Origin of the sequence: Herbaspirillum sp. NPDC087042, from assembly GCF_044745245.1 — a bacterium.
GTDB lineage: Bacteria > Pseudomonadota > Gammaproteobacteria > Burkholderiales > Burkholderiaceae_D > Herbaspirillum.
Genome location: NZ_JBIUZW010000013.1, coordinates 93273 through 111406 on the forward strand (window position 1 = coordinate 93273; position 18134 = coordinate 111406).

At 63.6% G+C, this 18134-nt stretch carries 16 protein-coding genes and 1 riboswitch; of the genes, 5 read left to right on the forward strand and 11 right to left on the reverse strand.

The genetic code is table 11. The features are described 5' to 3' along the window. Positions 1–305 precede the first annotated feature (305 nt). The 6 genes from phhA to ACIPHN_RS17995 form a co-directional block, all read right to left on the reverse strand. Positions 306–1187, reverse strand: coding sequence for a phenylalanine 4-monooxygenase (phhA, locus tag ACIPHN_RS17970; RefSeq protein ID WP_400438180.1), 882 nt, complete (start codon positions 1185–1187; stop codon positions 306–308). A gap of 95 nt (positions 1188–1282) precedes the next feature. Further along, positions 1283–2032 (reverse strand): GNAT family N-acetyltransferase, encoded by a 750-nt coding sequence (locus ACIPHN_RS17975; RefSeq protein ID WP_400438182.1) that lies wholly within the window; start codon positions 2030–2032, stop codon positions 1283–1285. A 10-nt stretch (positions 2033–2042) separates the two neighbouring features. Then, positions 2043–3278 (reverse strand): multifunctional CCA addition/repair protein, encoded by a 1236-nt coding sequence (locus tag ACIPHN_RS17980; protein ID WP_400438184.1) that lies wholly within the window; start codon positions 3276–3278, stop codon positions 2043–2045. 10 nt (positions 3279–3288) lie between these two features. Beyond that, positions 3289–3990: a glutathione S-transferase family protein gene (locus ACIPHN_RS17985; RefSeq protein WP_400438186.1), complete on the reverse strand. Its 702-nt coding sequence runs from the start codon at positions 3988–3990 to the stop codon at positions 3289–3291. Positions 3991–4034: 44 nt separating this feature from the next. After that, a complete protein-coding gene (locus ACIPHN_RS17990; RefSeq protein WP_400438188.1) occupies positions 4035–5003 on the reverse strand; it encodes a complex I NDUFA9 subunit family protein in 969 nt (322 codons plus the stop codon). A 60-nt stretch (positions 5004–5063) separates the two neighbouring features. Continuing rightward, positions 5064–7064 carry a transglycosylase SLT domain-containing protein gene (locus tag ACIPHN_RS17995; RefSeq protein ID WP_400438190.1) on the reverse strand — a complete coding sequence of 667 codons (2001 nt, stop codon included), beginning with the start codon at positions 7062–7064 and terminating at the stop codon, positions 5064–5066. Between ACIPHN_RS17995 and ACIPHN_RS18000 the strand changes: the two genes are divergently transcribed. Next, positions 7063–7695, forward strand: coding sequence for a 5-formyltetrahydrofolate cyclo-ligase (locus tag ACIPHN_RS18000; protein ID WP_400438192.1), 633 nt, complete (start codon positions 7063–7065; stop codon positions 7693–7695). The genes ACIPHN_RS17995 and ACIPHN_RS18000 overlap by 2 nt on opposite strands. 55 nt (positions 7696–7750) lie before the next feature. Here ACIPHN_RS18000 and metF read toward each other — a convergent pair whose 3' ends face one another. The 4 genes from metF to metK all read right to left on the reverse strand — a co-directional run bounded on the left by metF (position 7751) and on the right by metK (position 11939). After that, positions 7751–8593, reverse strand: coding sequence for a methylenetetrahydrofolate reductase [NAD(P)H] (metF, locus tag ACIPHN_RS18005; RefSeq protein ID WP_400438194.1), 843 nt, complete (start codon positions 8591–8593; stop codon positions 7751–7753). Next, positions 8590–8943: a phage holin family protein gene (locus ACIPHN_RS18010; RefSeq protein WP_400438196.1), complete on the reverse strand. Its 354-nt coding sequence runs from the start codon at positions 8941–8943 to the stop codon at positions 8590–8592. Before ACIPHN_RS18010 ends, metF begins: the two co-directional genes overlap by 4 nt. A 137-nt stretch (positions 8944–9080) precedes the next feature. Continuing rightward, positions 9081–10481: an adenosylhomocysteinase gene (gene ahcY / locus ACIPHN_RS18015; RefSeq protein WP_400438198.1), complete on the reverse strand. Its 1401-nt coding sequence runs from the start codon at positions 10479–10481 to the stop codon at positions 9081–9083. Positions 10482–10530: 49 nt separating this feature from the next. Further along, positions 10531–10620, reverse strand: a riboswitch (S-adenosyl-L-homocysteine riboswitch). Between the two features lie 155 nt (positions 10621–10775). Continuing rightward, on the reverse strand, positions 10776–11939 hold the full coding sequence (gene metK, locus ACIPHN_RS18020; RefSeq protein ID WP_400438199.1) for a methionine adenosyltransferase: 1164 nt from the start codon (positions 11937–11939) through the stop codon (positions 10776–10778). A gap of 193 nt (positions 11940–12132) precedes the next feature. Here metK and ACIPHN_RS18025 point away from each other — a divergent pair, with 193 nt between their 5' ends. Genes ACIPHN_RS18025 through dapF form a run of 3 tightly spaced genes read left to right on the forward strand, consistent with a single transcriptional unit; the run spans position 12133 to position 14779 of the window. Further along, positions 12133–12978, forward strand: a complete 846-nt coding sequence (locus ACIPHN_RS18025; RefSeq protein ID WP_400438201.1) for a lysophospholipid acyltransferase family protein — start codon at positions 12133–12135, stop codon at positions 12976–12978. Further along, positions 12975–13859 (forward strand): lipid A biosynthesis acyltransferase, encoded by an 885-nt coding sequence (locus ACIPHN_RS18030; RefSeq protein ID WP_400438203.1) that lies wholly within the window; start codon positions 12975–12977, stop codon positions 13857–13859. The genes ACIPHN_RS18025 and ACIPHN_RS18030 overlap by 4 nt, the downstream gene beginning before the upstream one ends. Before the next feature lie 59 nt (positions 13860–13918). After that, on the forward strand, positions 13919–14779 hold the full coding sequence (gene dapF, locus ACIPHN_RS18035; protein ID WP_400438205.1) for a diaminopimelate epimerase: 861 nt from the start codon (positions 13919–13921) through the stop codon (positions 14777–14779). Positions 14780–14855: 76 nt separating this feature from the next. Here dapF and ACIPHN_RS18040 read toward each other — a convergent pair whose 3' ends face one another. Further along, complete coding sequence (locus ACIPHN_RS18040) at positions 14856–16454, reverse strand: tetratricopeptide repeat protein (RefSeq protein ID WP_400438207.1); 1599 nt, start codon at positions 16452–16454, stop codon at positions 14856–14858. 367 nt (positions 16455–16821) lie between these two features. Here ACIPHN_RS18040 and ACIPHN_RS18045 point away from each other — a divergent pair, with 367 nt between their 5' ends. After that, on the forward strand, positions 16822–17985 hold the full coding sequence (locus tag ACIPHN_RS18045) for a porin (protein ID WP_400438208.1): 1164 nt from the start codon (positions 16822–16824) through the stop codon (positions 17983–17985). Positions 17986–18134: the final 149 nt, after the last annotated feature.

Consider the following 18134-nt stretch of genomic DNA (forward strand, 5'->3'; position numbering starts at 1 on the left):
AAAAATTATCGTGTCCGGCGATGCAAGGGAGCAAGTGTTACAGGCAAGACGCGAGTGTAACAACCGGTAAAAGACTTTGGCCCCTCAGCGCAGCGGGAGTTTAATGAGACCTACTTGAACAGCGATGGATTGGTATCTCTTACTGTGCAAGGTTCCTCCCCTCTAGTGTTGAAAGCACCACTAGCTCGCGGATCTGGCCTCCCCTGTCAGATCCGCTTTTTTTTTGTAGTTGTTGCAGCGGCCTCCAAGGGACTGGCGATCCGCCGCGTAGATCCACGACAGACCACCAGCGTTCATTCACGCATTCACACCGTGCCAGGCAAGTTGATTTCGCCGGGCAGCAGGGTATTGGCCGGCAAGGCTTCCTGCTGTTTCAGACGCTCGTAGAAGGGCGTGAAATCGGGCGCGGTATCGTTGAACAGTTGTTCGAAATCGCGAATGACGAAATAGGTTTCCTGGTAGGTGTCGATCTTGTAGAGCGTGCGCATGATGCGCTCGACCTGGAAGGGAACACGGCGCGGCTTGTCGCTGGAGAGGCAATACTCGACCTCGCCCCCCGAGGACAGGATGCCGGCGCCATAGATGCGCAGGCCCTGCTCGCTCTGGATCAGGCCGAACTCGATGGTGTACCAGTACAGGCGCGCCAGGTAGGCCAGGCCATCGAGCTTGAGGGCCTTCAGGCCACCCTTGCCGTATTCCTGCAGGTGGTTGGCGAAGATGGGATTGAACAGCAGCGGTACGTGGCCGAAGAAGTCATGGAACACGTCGGGTTCGACGATGTAGTCGAACTCGTGCTCCTCGCGCAGCCACACCGTGACCGGGAAGCGGCGATTGGCCAGGTGTTCGAAGAAGGTCTGGTCCGGCACCAGGCCGGGCACGGCCACCAGCTGCCAGCCGGTGGCCTTGTAGAGGGCTTCGGTGGTGCGGTCGAAACGCGGGATGCCTTGCGAGACATCGAGGGCCTTCAGGCTGTCGATGAAGACATCGCAGGCGCGCCCCGGGATCAGCTTGGCCTGGCGTTCGTAGAGACGGCGCCACAGCGCGTGCTGGGCGGGCGTGTAGCCGTCCCAGTCCTGGGCCACGACGTAGTTGGCGTCGGCCTGGCTGTAGTCGCCGCGCAAGGCGCCGCTGTCGGACTTGGTGGCGACGGTGGCGAAGAAATCATCGGTATTGGGATTGGTGCTCATGGCATACCCGTTATCAAAGTGAGGCGCATATTATGCGCTCCCTTGCCGGGCAGGTCATGTGCGCCCGCGCAAATGCGCGGCTTCGGGATGCCAGATCAGGGTGGCGGTGGCGGGCCGGTGTCCTTCTTCGCCGCGCCGATGCCGGTCACGCGCACGCCCCATTTCAGCAGGGCCTTGAAGTTGGCCTTGACGATGTAGTCCAGCATGGCGACCTGCTCTTCCATCGCCTCCTGGAACATGGTGGCGGAGTTGGCCGGCTTGATCTTGAGGTAGGCGTCGGCCTCGCCGTAGTCGCGGTGGATTTCCATGCCGGCCTTCTTGGCGATGTGCATCATCACCTTGTTGGACGACAGGCAGTGCATGTACAGCGTATCGACGTCGGCATTGCGACAGCGCATGGCGGCGCGCATGAACAGCCGCGTGCCTACCCCCAGCCCGCGTGCGGCGGCGCTGACCGATACGCCGAACTCGGCCACCACCGGCTTGATGGTGGCGCCGCTGATGCGCGTGGTTTCCTTGGGCGCGAACGCCAGGTGCCCCACGCCCAGCAGGCGCAAGCGGCGGTCATAGACACCGAAGACGGTATCGCGGTCGAAATCGATGTGCTCGACGTAACGCGCCACCATCTCATCGGAGAGCTTGGAGCCGAAGCGCAGCAGGCGGTCCTTCTCTTCCAGCGCCAGGAAATGGCGCATCAGGTGCCGGCGCGCCCGCGGCGACAATTCCTTGACGAAGACGATGGGCTTGTCGTGATGCTCCGGCGCGCCCGTGCCGCTGCCGGCGGCTGCTGCGCTGCCCGCCTGGCCGCGCAGGCGTCTGATCAGGGCTGAAACGGGATTGGTCATCGGCTTCCTCTCAGGGCTGCGCCGGTGGCTGACGGTCGACGTAGGCGGCCACCTGGGCGCTGCGCGCAGCCTGGATGGCCTCGGGGATACGTTGCGGCTGCGCCTGATGCTGGCCGGCGATGGCGCCGGCATCGATATCCTGCGCAGCCTGCAGCGCCCCTGCCAGGTAGGCGGCCTGCGGGAAGGGTTGCTGCTCCAGGCCGGTCCGCCCGCGATGGTCGCACTCGGCGGCGCGCAGCATGTCGATGAAGCGCTGCGGCTTGCGGAAGGCGTCGCAACGCGAGAACAGCTTGACCAGGGTGTCCGGGCGCATCTCGAAGGCACGACCGACATTGCCATGTTCGCGCGCGGTCATCAAGGCCAGGTCGCGGCAGTCGCCGGGTACCTTCAGGCGGGCACAGACCTGCTCGGCCAGCTGCGCGCTGCGGGCTTCGTGGCCGTGATGGCGCGGCCACATCTCCGGCGGCGTGGTCCCCTTGCCCAGATCATGCAGCAGCGCGGCAAAGCGCACCGGCAAGGCAAAGCCTTGTGCGGCGGCCCAGTCGATCACCAGCATCACATGCACGCCGGTATCGATCTCGGGATGCCACTGCGCCGGCTGCGGCACACCCCACAAGGCATCGAGCTCGGGCAGGATGCGCTGCAAGGCGCCACAGCCGCGCAAGACCTCGAACATGCGTGAAGGCCGGTGTTCCATCAGGCCGCGCGAAAGCTCCTGCCACACGCGCTCCGGCACCAGTGCATCGACCTCGCCCTCCTCGACCATGCGCCGCATCAGCGCATTGGTCTCGGGCGCCACGGTGAAATCGGCGAAGCGCGCGGCAAAGCGCGCCACGCGCAGGATGCGCACCGGATCCTCGATGAAGGCATCGGAGACATGGCGAAATACGCGCGCCGCAATATCCTCGCGACCGTGATAGGGATCGACCAGGCTGCCATCCTCGTCCTGGGCGATGGCGTTGATGGTCAGGTCGCGGCGCGCCAGGTCGTCTTCCAGCGTCACATCGGGGGCGGCATGGAAGGCGAATCCCTTGTAGCCGGGCGCGGTCTTGCGTTCGGTGCGCGCCAGCGCATATTCCTCATGCGAATCGGGATGCAGGAACACCGGAAAATCCTTGCCCACCGGACGAAATCCCCGGTCGAGCAATTGCTGCGGCGTGGCCCCGACCACCACGTGGTCGCGGTCCTTCACCGGCAGGCCCAGCAAGCCGTCGCGCACTGCGCCGCCGACGGTGTAGATCTTCATCGTGCGTGCCTCACTTGTGGTCCGGAAGGACTTCCTTCTCGGCCAGGGCCTCGCTGATCCAGCGCGCCACTGCCGGATGCGCGCACACGCGATCGGCATAGGCTTGCAGCGCCGGCGCCAGCGGCACCTGGTAGCTGACGAAGCGCATCACCACCGGGGCGTAGAAGGCATCGGCAATCGAGAAGTCACCGAAGAGGAAATCGTGATGGCCGAATTGCGCCAGGCATTCTTCCCAGATCTCGCAGACGCGGGCGATATCGGCCTGGGCGGCGGCAGTGCGGCCCTGGCCCGGATAGCGACCACGGATATCCATGCTCATGGCGCTGCGCAGGCCGGCAAAGCCGGAGTGCATCTCGGCAGAGATGCTGCGGGCGATGGCACGGGCATCGGTGCGGGCCGGCCACAGGCCACGATCGGGGAATTGCTCGGCCAGGTATTCGCAGATGGACAGCGAGTCCCAGATCGCCATGTCGCCATCGAGCAGCACCGGCACGCGGCCGGAACCGGTGTAGCGGGCGATCTCGTTGGCGGTCTCGGGCTGGTCCAGCAAGACGCGTACTTCCTTGAAGGGAATGTCGAAGGCGACCATGGCCACCCACGGCCGCATCGACCAGGACGAGTAATTCTTGTTGCCAATCACCAGCGTGGGCATGTGGCGGCCGGCTTTTTGCAGCGTTTCGGACAATACCGGATCAAGTTCTGTGTCTTGCATGTTGGCTCGTTTCTTGGGAGTCGGAAGACGTCGCTGCTACCCGCTCAGCGACGTGCGTTGCTGCGGAAATAATCGTACTGCTGTTGCGGACTGCGCGCCGACAGATAGGCCGGCACGATCTCCTCGATCGCCCTGGGCGTCAACTGCAGCTCTGGCGCCATCGGTGCGGACAATACATTATCCACGCGCATGGAGGCCACATTGTCGCGGCTCATCAGCTTGCCCGGCAAATGTTCCAGTGCGAAGGCCTGCAACAGGCCCAGCGCCGGGGGCAAGGCAATGATGGGGCGCGGATGGCCGCAATACCAGCCGGACAGGCGCACCAGCTCGCGCAGGCTGTAGCTGGCCGGTCCGCCCAGTTCGAAGACCTTGCCGCCCAGCCTGGGCTGCGCCAGCGCATTGGCAAAGGCCTGTGCCACATCGCCCACGTAGACGGGCTGGAAGCGCGCATCGGCGCTGCCCAGCGGGATCACCGGGAAACTTCGGTTCAGGCTGGCGAACATGTTGAAGAAGTGGTCGCCCTCACCGAACACCACCGAGGGCCGGAAGATGGCCACATCCAGACCCGGTGCCGACAAGGCCTCCTGTTCGCCCGCAGCCTTGGAGCGCAGGTACATGGAGGGGCCCTGCGCATCGGCACCCAGCGCACTCATGTGCAGGTAGCGACGCACGCCCTGCGCGACGCAAGCGGCCACGATACGACGCGGCAACTGCACATGCTGGCGCGCGAAATCCGGACCATAGGGTGCTCCACCCCGTGCCGGAAGCGACTGCAGGATACCAACCAGGTTGACCACGACATCAGCCTCACCCACCAATTGCGCCAGCACGGCATCCTGGTGGATATCGGCCTGCACCACCTGGACCACCGGCGACACCAGCAGATGCTTGGCGCGCTCGTAGCGGCGCGTAGGCACCATGATGCGGTAGTCGGTGCCACCGCCCAGCAATTCCACCAGGCGCGTGCCGATGAAGCCGGAACCACCGATGACCAGAATCTTCTTTACTGCCATGCAAATGCCTCCGAATTGCTGAATGCCGCCGCGATCATGGCGACGGCACGGGCACCAGGATCAGGGCAGGTCGGTGGCGACGTTGGAATTGGGCGCCACCGTCCCCATGCGTTGCTTCAGCGACTGTGGGCGGTTCTCGAACATGGCCGCATAGTAAGTCGCATTGGACATCACGTTCTTGACATAACCCCGGGTTTCATTGAAAGGGATGATCTCGGCGAAGATCGCGCCTTCCACCGGACGCGGCAAGGTCGCGCGCCAGGTACGCGGCCGTCCCGGACCGGCGTTGTAGCCGGCCGTGGCCAGGGTCTCGGAGCCTTCCAGGTTGTTGAGCACCATGTCCAGGTAACTGGTCCCCAGCAACAGGTTGGTGTTGATGTCGTTGACCTGGTCGGCCGTGAACTCGGTCATGCCGATCTTCTTGGCCACGAACTTGGCGGTGGCCGGCATGATCTGCATCAGGCCGGAGGCGCCCACGTGCGAGCGGGCCGCCTTGATGAAGCGCGACTCCTGGCGGATCAGGCCGTAGACCCAGGCGTTCTCCATGCCCAGCGGACGCGTGGCGGCATTCATCTCGGTCAGGTGCGGTGCCGGGAAGCGCTGGGTGAAATCGAATTCGGCGCGGGTACGGTCGGAGGTGTTGACCATGCGGTCCAGCACATCGCTTTGGCGCGCGAATTCGGCCGCGGCCAGCAACTGGCGATCGGTCAGGTTGCGCAGCTCCCAGTTCCATTCACGGATGGCTTCGAAGCGCAGGTTCAGCTGGTAGAACTTGAGCGAACGCTTGAAGCCGGCGTTCTGCGAATACAAGGCCACTTCACCGGCACCGGGCGGGGTCGGGCCGGGCGGGATGGCGATCTTCTGGCCCAGCTCTTCCAGCGCCAGCTGGCCGTAGAAACTGAAATTGGGAGAAATCGATTCGAACAGGCGGCGGGCAGCGTCGTTCTGGCCGTCTTCCTTGAGCGCACGGCCGAGCCAGTAGACCCAGGTGATATCGCTGCGCAGCGGCGCCGGCATGCCTTCGATGGTTTTGCGCACGGTCTTCCAGTCGCCGTCGCGCAGGGCCATGCGGACCTTCCACTGCATGGCGTCCTGCGACAATGGCGCATCCTTGGCGCGGCGCCAGTAGTCCGAGGCTTCCGGAACCAGCTTGTAGGAGGCTGACAGGGCGATCTGGGCCCAGCCCAGCGCGACTTCCTGGGAAGTCAGGTTGCGTGCGGCGTCGTTGAGGTAGCTGGCGGCCTGGGATGGATTGCTGCGGGCGATGCGGCCCAGCGCGATGATGTACAACTGGTGGTTGGCGGCGCCGCGCCCCGGGCCCTTGGCCAGCATCAGGGCCGGGCGATCCATCACCTGGGTCACGCTGACGTCACCGCTATCGACCAGCACGGCAGCACGACGCGCCACGGTGGCGTGACTGTTCTCGGCCGCCTGGCGGATCTGGAACCAGACATCGGCATCGCTGAACTGGCCGTTCTGCGCCAGCGTGGCGATCAGGTCACTGCAACCCTGGCCGTAGTCCTTGGGGGATGTCAGCAAGGCGCGTGCCTCGTCGGCGACATTGGCGCCCTTGAGGGCGCGCGAGTTCAGCGCGAAGCACTTGACCTGGGTATCGTCGTTGAGGATGAACTTGGGATACTGCTCGTCGAACACGGTCCAGTTGCCGGTCTTGCCCAGCGCCAGCAGCCAGTCATTGCGCAGACGGTCGGCAATGGCCTGGCCTTCCCAGCGCGACAGGAAATCGCGGATCTCCTGTTCGCTGGCGCTGTAGTCGCGCACGCGCGGCTTGAGGCGGTAGTAATCCACATAGGAAGGCAGTTCGTAGCCCGACAGGCGCTGCGCCAGGTCCTGGGCCAGTGCCGCATTGTCGCTGGAAGCCGCCTGGCGCAGCGCCAGGAAGATGTCATCCGGCGCGGCATCGGGTGCCAGGCGTTTCTGGGCCTGGGCGGGCGGCGCCACGGCCAGCAGGGTGCCGGTGGCCAGTGCCAGCGGAAGCGCCAGGGAGGCGGCCAGCGCACGCAGGCGCTGGTTGAACGGATGATTCTTCGGACGCATACTCATGCAAGCTTCTAAATGCAGATTGATGAAACAAATGATGAACCCAAGCATAGCACGCGATCCCCTCGCCCCGGAGTCTGGAAACGAGGCCGTCGCGCAGCAGAAAAACCTCTTGCGCAGCACCCTCCTGACGCGCCGCAAGGCGCTCTCCAGCGAGGACAAGGTCCAGGCCGAGGCGCGCCTGGTGCAGCGCCTGCTGGACTGGTGTAGCGCGCACACCATCAGCAGCCTGGGGGTGTACCAGCCGATCCGGCGCGAGCCGGACCTCCTTGCGGCCTATAACGCGCTGGTGGCGCGCGGGGTGCACCTGAGCCTGCCGGTCGTGGTCGGCCGGGAGGCGCCGCTGGAATTCCGTGCCTGGAAGCCCGGCGATGTCCTGGAGAAAGAGGCGCTGGGCACCCTGGTACCACCCGCCGGCGCGGCCGTGGTGCAGCCCCAGGCCTTGCTGATACCTTGCGTGGGATTCAATGCGGAGGGGTTCCGGCTGGGCTATGGCGGTGGCTACTATGACCGCACCCTGGCCGCGTCGCCGCGCCCGCTGGCGGTGGGCGTGTGTTATGGCTTCGGCCGGGTGGACTTCGAGGGAGAGCCGCACGACGTGCCGCTGGACCAGGTGCTGACCGATATGGACTGAACAATAAAAAAGCCGGACCTGAGTCCGGCTTTCCTTTTTATGCTGGTGCTGCGCCTTACTTGACCAGTTGCTGCCAGATGGCCTGCGTCGGCCCGGCCTGATTGAGCGAATAGAAGTGCAAGCCCGGCGCGCCGCCGGCCAGCAGGCGTTCACACAGTTGCGTGACCACATCCAGGCCGAAGGCGCGGATGGACTCCGTATCGTCGGCATAGCTGGCCAGCTTGAGGCGGATCCAGCGCGGGATCTCGGTGCCACACATGTCCGAGAAACGCATCAGCTGCGAATAGTTGGTGATGGGCATGATGCCGGCAATCACCGGGACCGTGGCGCCCAGCCTGGCGGCCTCGTCGACGAAGCGGAAATAGGCATCCGCATTGTAGAAGTATTGCGTGATGGCCGAATTGGCGCCGGCCTTGACCTTGCGCGCGTAGTTCTGCACGTCGTCCTGGGGCGAACGGGCTTGCGGATGCATTTCGGGATAGGCCGCCACTTCGATGTGGAACCAGTCGCCGGTCTCGGCGCGGACGAACTCGACCAGCTCGTTGGCATAGCGGAATTCGCTGGACGCCTGGTCCACCGCACCGTAGCCGCTGGGCAGGTCGCCACGCAGGGCGACCAGGCGCTTGATGCCGTTGGCGCGGTAGTCGTCCAGGATGGCACGCAGGCTGGCGCGGGAGCTACCGATGCAGGACAGGTGCGGCGCGGCCTCATGGCCTTCGCCGACGATTTCCAGCACGGTATCGCGGGTGCCTTGCTGGGTGGAGCCGCCGGCGCCGAAGGTCACCGAGAAATAACGCGGATCCAGCTCGGCGAGTTTGGCGCGGGTGGCGCGCAGCTTCTGCGCACCTTCCGCCGTCTTGGGCGGAAAGAATTCGATACTGAAATTATGCTTGCTCATTGATTCGATCCCGATTTCAGCAACAGCGTCGACAGCGCCCAGGAAACCACGCTATAGAGCAGCGCGCCACCCACCGCAGACCAGAATCCGGCGACATGGAAGCCACCCACCAGTTGCGCCACCACCCAGAACATCAGGCCATTGATGACCAGGATGAACAGGCCCAGCGTCAGCACGGTGACCGGCAGGGTCAGCACCACCAGTATAGGACGCACGATGGTATTGACGAACCCCAGGATGAGCGCGGCCAGCAGGGCCGAGCCGAAGCTGTCGACCTGCACCGAGTGCATCAGGTAGGGAACAGCCAGCAGGGCCAGGGCATTGATGAGCCAGGTCAGCAGCAAGCGCAAGGTGATTCCTTTCGACCCCGTCGGGGAGAGTGAAGAGAACACCCACGGGCGACACGCCAGGCGCAGCCCGTGGGTTGTTTTGTTAGTGTCGCGACAAAAAAAGCAGGGGCCGGCCCCAGGCCGGCCTGCTGCAGCGATCAGTAACGGTAGTGGTCGGCCTTGTAGGGACCGTCGATCTTCACGCCGATGTAGGCAGCCTGTTCGGGCGTCAGTTCGCTCAGTTGCGCGTTGAGCTTCTTCAACTGCAGGCGGGCGACCTTCTCGTCCAGGTGCTTGGGCAGGGTGTACACGCCGACCGGGTAGGCCTTGGTGTTGACGAACAGTTCGATCTGGGCAATGGTCTGGTTGGCAAACGACGAGCTCATCACGTAGGACGGGTGGCCGGTGGCGCAACCCAGGTTCACCAGACGGCCTTCGGCCAGCAGGATGATGCGCTTGCCGTCCGGGAAGATCACGTGGTCGACCTGCGGCTTGATGTTTTCCCAGGTGTACTGCTTCAGGGCGGCGACTTCGATTTCGTTGTCGAAGTGGCCGATGTTGCAGACGATGGCCTGGTCCTTCATCTTCTTCATGTGCTCGTGGGTGATCACATGGTAGTTGCCGGTGCAGGTGACGAAGATGTCGCCGTGTTCGGCGGCGTAGTCCATGGTCACGACACGATAGCCTTCCATGGCAGCCTGCAGGGCACAGATCGGGTCGATCTCGGTGACCCACACTTGCGCCGACAGTGCGCGCAGGGCCTGGGCCGAACCCTTGCCGACGTCACCGTAACCGGCCACGATGGCGACCTTGCCGGCAACCATCACGTCGGTGGCGCGCTTGATGCCGTCCACCAGCGATTCGCGGCAGCCGTACAGGTTGTCGAACTTGGACTTGGTGACCGAGTCGTTGACGTTGATGGCCGGGAAGGCCAGCTTGCCTTCCTTGAACATCTGGTACAGACGGTGCACGCCGGTGGTGGTCTCTTCGGTCACGCCCTTGACTTCCTTGATGCGCTTGGAATACCACTGCGGATCCTTGGCCAGATAGCGCTTGATGGCGTTGAACAGGCACACGGCTTCTTCCGAATCCGGCTTGTCCAGCACCGAGATGTCGGCTTCGGCGCGGGTGCCCAGGTGCAGCAGCACGGTGGCATCGCCGCCGTCGTCCAGGATCATGTTGGAATAGCCGCCGTCGGTCCATTCGAAGATGCGGTGGGTGTATTCCCAGTACTCATCCAGGGTTTCGCCCTTGATGGCGAAGACCGGGGTGCCGTTGGCCGCGATGGCTGCAGCAGCATGGTCCTGGGTCGAATAGATGTTGCAGGAAGCCCAACGCACTTGCGCGCCCAGCGCTTCCAGGGTCTGGATCAGCACGGCGGTCTGGATGGTCATGTGCAGCGAACCGGTGATGCGCGCGCCCTTCAGGGGCTGTGCGGCGGCGAATTCCTCGCGGATCGCCATCAGGCCCGGCATTTCGGTCTCGGCGATCTTGATTTCCTTCTGGCCCCAGCCAGCCAGGTTGATGTCGGCGATGATGTAGTCTTGTTGAGTAGTCATGGCAATGGCGCTGTTCACGCCCTCCTTTCATGTAAAAGCCAGAAAAAAAGTAACGTGAGCGCGGTTGCCAGGCGCGGTGCGCCCGTTCATCGCTGCAAGCCTGGCAGGGGATGTCCCTGTCGCAACGCTCCTTGCGGCGGTGAGGCATTGTGAGTGTTCAGGCCTGGCGCAATGCCAGCGTCAGACCATTGTCGCGGATGGGAATCCGCGGGAAGAGCATTGTAGCGCGAGGCTGGCGATAGTCAATCCTTACCGGATCGACCATCACCCGGCCCCGCGCCGGGGACGGCAGGATTACAGACCGGCCGAGGCACGCAGGGCGGCAACCTTGTCGGTGCGTTCCCAGGTGAATTCCGGCTCTTCACGGCCGAAGTGGCCGTAGGCGGCGGTCTTGGCGTAGATCGGACGCAGCAGGTCCAGCATCTGCACGATGCCCTTCGGACGCAGGTCGAAGTGTTCCTGCACCAGTTCGGCCAGCTTTTCATCGCTGATCTTGCCGGTGCCGAAGGTGGTCACCATCACCGAGGTCGGCTTGGCGATACCGATGGCGTAGGACACCTGGATCTGGCAACGCTCGGCCAGGCCGGCGGCCACGATGTTCTTGGCCACATAACGACCGGCGTAGGCGGCCGAACGGTCGACCTTGGACGGATCCTTGCCGGAGAAGGCGCCACCGCCGTGGGGAGCGGCACCGCCGTAGGTATCGACGATGATCTTGCGACCGGTCAGGCCGCAGTCACCCTGCGGGCCGCCGATGACGAAGCGGCCGGTGGGGTTGATCAGGAAGCGGGTGTTCTTGAGCCACTCGGCCGGCAGCACCGGCTTGATGATTTCCTCGATGGCGGCTTCGTGGATGTCCTTCTGCTCCATCTCGGGCGAGTGCTGGGTCGACAGCACCACGGTGTCGATCGCCACCGGCTTGCCGTCGACATACTTCAGCGTGACCTGGGACTTGGCGTCCGGACGCAGCCAGGGCAGGCGGCCATCCTTGCGCAACTGGGACTGGCGCTCGACGATGCGGTGCGCATAGTAGATCGCGGCCGGCATCAGTTCCGGGGTCTCGTTGCAGGCGTAGCCGAACATCAGGCCCTGGTCGCCGGCACCCTGTTCCAGATCGACGCCACGGCCCTCGTCAACGCCCTGGGCGATGTCGGGGGATTGCTTGTCGTAGGCGACCAGCACGGCGCAGCTCTTGTAGTCGATACCGAAATCGGCGTTGTCGTAGCCGATACGCTTGATGGTTTCGCGGGCCACGTCGATGTAGTCGACGTTGGCGCGGGTGGTGATTTCACCTGCCAGCACGACCAGACCGGTGTTGCACAGGGTTTCTGCGGCAACACGGGATTGCGGGTCCTGGGCCAGAATGGCATCCAGGATCGCGTCGGAAATCTGGTCGGCAACCTTGTCCGGGTGGCCTTCGGAGACCGATTCGGAAGTAAAGAGATATTCTGTGGACATGCAAGCCTCTAACTGAAAACGATTTTGCTGATGTCGCGGCCCATCGTCCTGTCGTGCCTGCGACGCTTTAGCGATATTTATACCCCGTCTCGCAAGTTGTCATTAACTCGACGGCATGTGCTATTTTACGCCTCTTGCATTTTTCTGCAATTTGGCGCTGGCGTCCAGCTGCCATTTCCTGTTATCGGCAAGTATGCTTGTTTCTTTATTCCGCCTGCTGTCCTTCCTGCCGTTGCCGGTCTTGCACGCCATTGGCGTGGCCGTCGGCTGGCTGGTCTTCCTGCTTTCGCCCTCCTATCGCCGTCGCCTGCGCGACAACATCAGCCTGGCCGGACACCGCGCCAGCCTGTGGAAAGCCGTGGGCGAAGCCGGCAAGGGCATGTTCGAACTGCCCTTCATCTGGTGCGCCAGCCCGCGACGGGTGCTGCGCACAGCCCGCATCGTCAACTGGGACCTGGTCCAGCAGGCGCTGGATGCCAAGGCCGGCGTAGTCTTCCTGACGCCGCACCTGGGCTGTTTCGAGATCTCGGCCCAGTCGGTGGCGCGCCACGCCAGCCTGAGCGTGCTGTATCGTCCGCCTCGCAAGGCCGCCCTGAAACCCCTGATCGAAGGCGCCCGCGCCCGCGCCAACCTGCACCTGGCCCCGGCCAACCTGGCCGGTGTGCGCATCCTGCTCAAGGCCCTGAAGAACGGCCGGGCCATCGGCCTGCTGCCGGACCAGGTGCCGCAGAATGGTGAAGGCGTATGGGCCGACTTCTTCGGCAAACCGGCCTACACCATGACCCTGCCGGCCAAGCTGCAACAGATGAGTGGCGCCCCCATCATCCTGGCCTATGCCGAGCGCCTGTCCTGGGGCCGTGGCTTTGCCGTGCACTTCGTACCCTTCGAGGGCGAGCTGGGCGATACTCCCGAGCAACAGGCCCGCGCCATCAACCAGGCCATGGAAAAACTGATCGCGCGCTGCCCGGCCCAATATATCTGGAGCTACAACCGCTACAAGACGCCCCCCGGCGTAACACCGCCGGGGGCCGCCCAATGAGGATACTGATTGCACTGATGTGGCTGCTGCACTGGCTGCCGCTGCCCATCCTTGGGCGACTGGGCGAGGGCATGGGCTGGCTGCTCTATATCTATATGAGGCCGCGCCGCCGCATCACCCTCATCAACCTGCGCCTGTGCTTCCCCGAGAAGACCGAAGAAGAGCGCCGCCTGATCGCCCGCCGCCACTTCCAGGCCTATGCCCGCAGCGCACTGGAGCGCGGCATCCTGTGGTGGGCGCCGGAGTCGCGCCTCAAGCGCCTGATCCAGGTCGAGCCTGGCGTCCCCTTCGAGACCCTGAACAAGGGACCGACCATCCTGCTCTGCCCGCATTTCGTCTGCCTGGAGATTCCCGGCATTGCCCTGGTGCTCAACTCGGACTACTCGGTATGCACCATCTATGCACGCCAGCAGAACGAAATCGTCGACCAGGCCCTGCTCAAGGGCCGCTCGCGCTTCCGCCCGGTGACCTTGCTGGCGCGTGAAAAGGGCGTCAAGCCGATCATCCGCGCCATGCGTGAGGGCTTGCCCTTCATCATGCTGCCGGACATGGACTTCGGCACCCGTGATGCCGAATTCGTCCCCTTCTTCGGCGTTCCGGCCGCCACCCTGACGGCCACGGCGCGCATCGCCGCCGCCACGGGCGCATCGGTGGTCCCGGTCATCACCACCTTCCAGCCCGGCTACCGTGGCTGGAAGACCACCTTCTACCCGGCCTGGACCGACTACCCGGGCGATGACATCGTGGCGGCCACGCGACGCATGAATGCCTTCATCGAGCAGCGCGTACTGGAGGCCCCGGAAGAATATTTCTGGGCGCACAAGCGTTTCAAGAACCGGCCACCTGGCCAACCCGACGTCTATCGCAAAGAACGCGACTGATTGCCCCATCCCCAACGCCGGCCCCTGTAAAACGGGGCCGGCGTCCTTATAATGTCCGCATGAAGATCAAATTTACCAAGATGCATGGCGCCGGCAACGACTTCGTCGTGCTCGATGCCATCAACCAGGCCATTTCCCTGACCCCTGCCCAGTGGCAATTCATCGCCGACCGTCGCTTCGGCATCGGCGCCGACCAGATGCTGGTGGTGGAAAAGGCCCGTGGCGATGGCGTCGACTTCCGTTATCGCATCTATAACGCCGACGGCGGCGAGGTCGAGCAATGCGGCAATGGCGCCCGCGCCTTCGTCAAGTTCGTCACCGACAAGGGCTTGACCAGCAAGCGCGCCATCCGCGTGGAAACCATGTCGGGCGTGATCGAGCCGCGCCTGGAAGACGACGGCCGCATCACCGTGGACATGGGCGCGCCCATCCTGACGCCGGCCGACGTGCCTTTCGACACGCGCGACCTGCAATACCGCAGCGAAGCCGACGACATCCTGTGGCCGCTGGACGTGGCCGGCAAGACCGCCTGGATTTCAGTGGTGTCGATGGGCAACCCGCACGCCGTGCAAGTGGTGGCCGACAGCGAAGCCGCACCGGTACTGGTGGACGGACCGCTGATCGAGCGTCACGAACGCTTCCCCAGGCGCGTCAATGCCGGCTTCATGCAGGTCGTCGATCGCCACCACGTCAATCTGCGTGTCTATGAACGTGGCGCTGGCGAAACCCTGGCCTGTGGCACCGGCGCCTGCGCGGCGGTGGTCGCCGGCATTCGCCGCGGCCTGCTCGACTCGCCCGTGGCGGTGCAGACCCATGGCGGCGTGCTCAGCATCGCCTGGGCCGGCCCCGGGGAGCCGGTCATGATGACCGGACCGGCGGTCTCGGTCTTCGAGGGTGAAATCGAATTGCCCGACGCCTGATAAGGCGACGCCCGGAACGACACCAAACAAAACGGCTTGCTGAATCAGCAAGCCGTTGTTGTCTTGAAAGTGAAAATCAGGCCTCCACGCCCTGCTCCTCGCTCTCTTCTTCCTCGGAGGACTGCGGCAGTATCGTCTTGAGCCGGTACAGGCGCTGCCGGTAGTTGCCTTCAGGGCCACTGGGCCCGCCCTCCATGTCTTCGAACAGGCGCCCGATGCGATTGAGCGCGCCGCGCTGCTCGCCGTTCTCCACCATGATAAGGCGGCGCTTGCTGCGCGCATACTGGCTACGGATATCCACCATCAGGCAATGACCGCAATCGGCCTGCTTCAGGTCGATCAGCAGGGCTTCCGGGCGGGTCAGTCCGAACAGCGAGGCCAGCTCGATGCGCGCCGCCAGGAAGGGGTGGGCATTGACCTGCTCGCGGCTCAGCTGGGTACGCGCCAGCACGGCCCATGGTGCGGCCTGCGGATGATCGGCCACCTTGTCCAGCAGCGCCCTGGCTTCCTGCGCCCCCTGGGTGGCGGCCTTTTGCAGCCAGTACAGGGCGCGCACGTCATTGCCCGGATCATCGCGGCGATTGCGCCAGGCGCCCACGCCACACTCCAGTTGCGCCGCCACATGGCCCATCTCGGCTGCACGTTCCAGGTAATGCTGCACGTCGGCCAGGTTGCGTTGCGAGAACTCCGGCTTGAGATAGATGCGCGAGAGCACATACCAGGCCGCCGCCAGCCCCTGCTCACCCGCCAGGGTCAGCCAGCGGATGGCTTTCTTGTAGTTGGCCGAGCCCATGCCGGCAAAGCGCCGTGCGCCCTGCTCGTCCAGGCGGCCGTATAGCAGGCCCAGTGCCAGCTGGGCATCGCGGTCGCAGGCCAGGGCCGCCAGCTCCAGCAATTGCTGGGCATGCAGCAGGTCTGGACGCTTGTCGGCCTGGTGGACCTGCGCCAAGCGGCGCAGCAATTCGATGTTTTGCCCGCCCAGGCTGGAGGCCAGCGTCTCGGACGGCGCATTGAGCTGGACCAGCATGGGCTCGTACTGACGCAGCAGAGCGTCGGCCAGCGGCTGGGCACGCTGGCGGAAGGCGTCATGATCGGCCTGGCGCCAGGCCGCTTCAGCCAGGGCGTGCTGTGCCTGCTCGATGCCGGCATCGGCCGCCTTCTGCGTCCATTGCCGCAGGTCCTCCGGCTTGACGGCTGGCGGCTCGGTGTCGGCATCGGCCGATGTGGCAGGCGAGGCTGGCGCATCCATCGGACCACCCTGGCGAGCCAGCAACCACTGCGCATCCGGATCGCCTTCGCGCGCCACCACTTCCAGCGCGCGGATGGCCCGGCTCTTCAATTCAGTGCTGATCTGCGCCACGTTATCCAGTACCAGGCGCGCAAACACCAGGCCAGCCTTGGTCAGCCCGGCCTCGAAGGCAAGCTCGTACCATTGCGCGGCCTCCTGGGGCTTGGCCAGGGGAGTGACGACTTCATAGGGGATATGCTGGGCGATCAACATCCAGGCGTCGGCCAATCCCTGGCGAGCGGCGCGCTCCAGCCAGTGGAATGCGGTGCCCAGGCTTTGCGGCAATCCATTGCCACCAAACAGGTAGCGCTTGCCCAGTGTGAGCTGCGCTTCAGCCTGTCCGGCTCGCGCAGCGCGGATGATTGCGAGATCTTCGCGATTTGCCATCAGCCCTCCACGTTAGGTCAGAAAGCCAAAATTATGCCCCACAATCCACATTTTTTTAAAATCCCAGTCAAATCTATCGAAATGCATCGTTTTAGCAACAAGACCACAAATCCCGCCGGATGAGTCAAGTTCCACCCTCCCACGTCGTAAACGAGGGATGAGCTGCAAGCCAAAATTTGCCTTTCAGGCATTGGCAGGCTGGAAAGCGTTTGAAAAAAACAACACTAGAACAGCTCTTTGGCGCTTTCAACCAAATTTCCCCCCTCCACGTGACCAATCTGCGGCCACGCCAAATGAGAACCCTTAATGTCTCACCATCCGACCAGAAGTGCGGATCCTCAAGACTATTTTTATAGAAGGATGTCAAATGAAAAAATCTCTGCTGGCACTGGCCGTCCTCGGCGCGTTCGCAGGTGCTGCTCAAGCACAAAGCTCCGTTACTATCTACGGTATCGTTGATACCGGTGTTGTCTACACCAGCAAGGCTGTCAACACTGCCACCGGCAACACCGGCAGCAAGTTCTCCCTGAACTCGGGCATCATCCAAGGTTCGCGTATCGGCTTCAAGGGCGTTGAAGATCTGGGCGGCGGTCTGTCGGCCGTGTTCAACCTGGAAACCGGCTTCAACAACGACAACGGCGCTCTGAACGGTCAAGACGCTGGCTCCACCAACCTGTTCCGTCGCAAGTCGGTGGTTGGTCTGGCTGGTGGCTTCGGCTCCGTCCTGGTTGGTCGTCAAACTGACTTCGCTGACACCATCTCCGCTTACACCTCCGTCAACGACTTCGGTGGCGTGACCGGCGCAGTCGGCCACAACCTGGACCGTCTGGAAGGTACCCGTACCAACAACTCCATCAGCTACACCACCGCTAACCTGAGCGGCTTCACCGGTAACCTGATCTACGGCTTCGGCGAAACCGCTGGTCAAACTTCGGCTGGCCAATCCTTCGGTATCGGCGGTAAGTACGACAACGGTCCTCTGGGTCTGGGTATCAACTACTACCAGTCCAAGCAAGGCGCAACTCCTTCGGACACCAGCCTGATCACTGCTACTAGCAGCACCACTGGCGCAGCTCAAGCTGGCAACAGCGCCCTGAAGAGCCTGAACATCGTGGCTTCGTATCAGTTCGGCCCGGCACGCGTGTACGGTAACTACTCGCGCGTCAAGCAAGACCTGAACACCACTTCCCCGGCAACCGTTGCAGCCGCAACCCTGGGCAGCGCCAACAAGGTTGACGTGTACGAACTGGGTACCGCTTACTCCCTGTCGCCTTCCCTGAAGCTGCTGGGCGCAGTGACCCACAGCCGTGCTGACTTCAACTCGTCCGCCAAGGGCAAGCTGACCCAAATCAGCCTGGGTACCGACTACTGGCTGTCCAAGCGTACCGACCTGTACGCTTTCGTGGCTAACGTCCGCGCTACCAACATGACCAACACTGGCGTGTTCGGTGATGCAACCGGTTCGGCAACCGTTGGCAACCCCAGCGACAGCCAAACCGCTGTGGCTGTTGGTATCCGCCACAAGTTCTAATTCAAGGACCTGATGCCGGTATGAACATACCGGTTTCAACCTGAATTGAACCGATTCGGGCCTGCATGAGCAATCATGCAGGCCCGTTTCTTTTTCCGCGGCCGCTGCAGCAACAGGAAAAAAGCCGCAAAGATGCTTCCGCAGGGCGC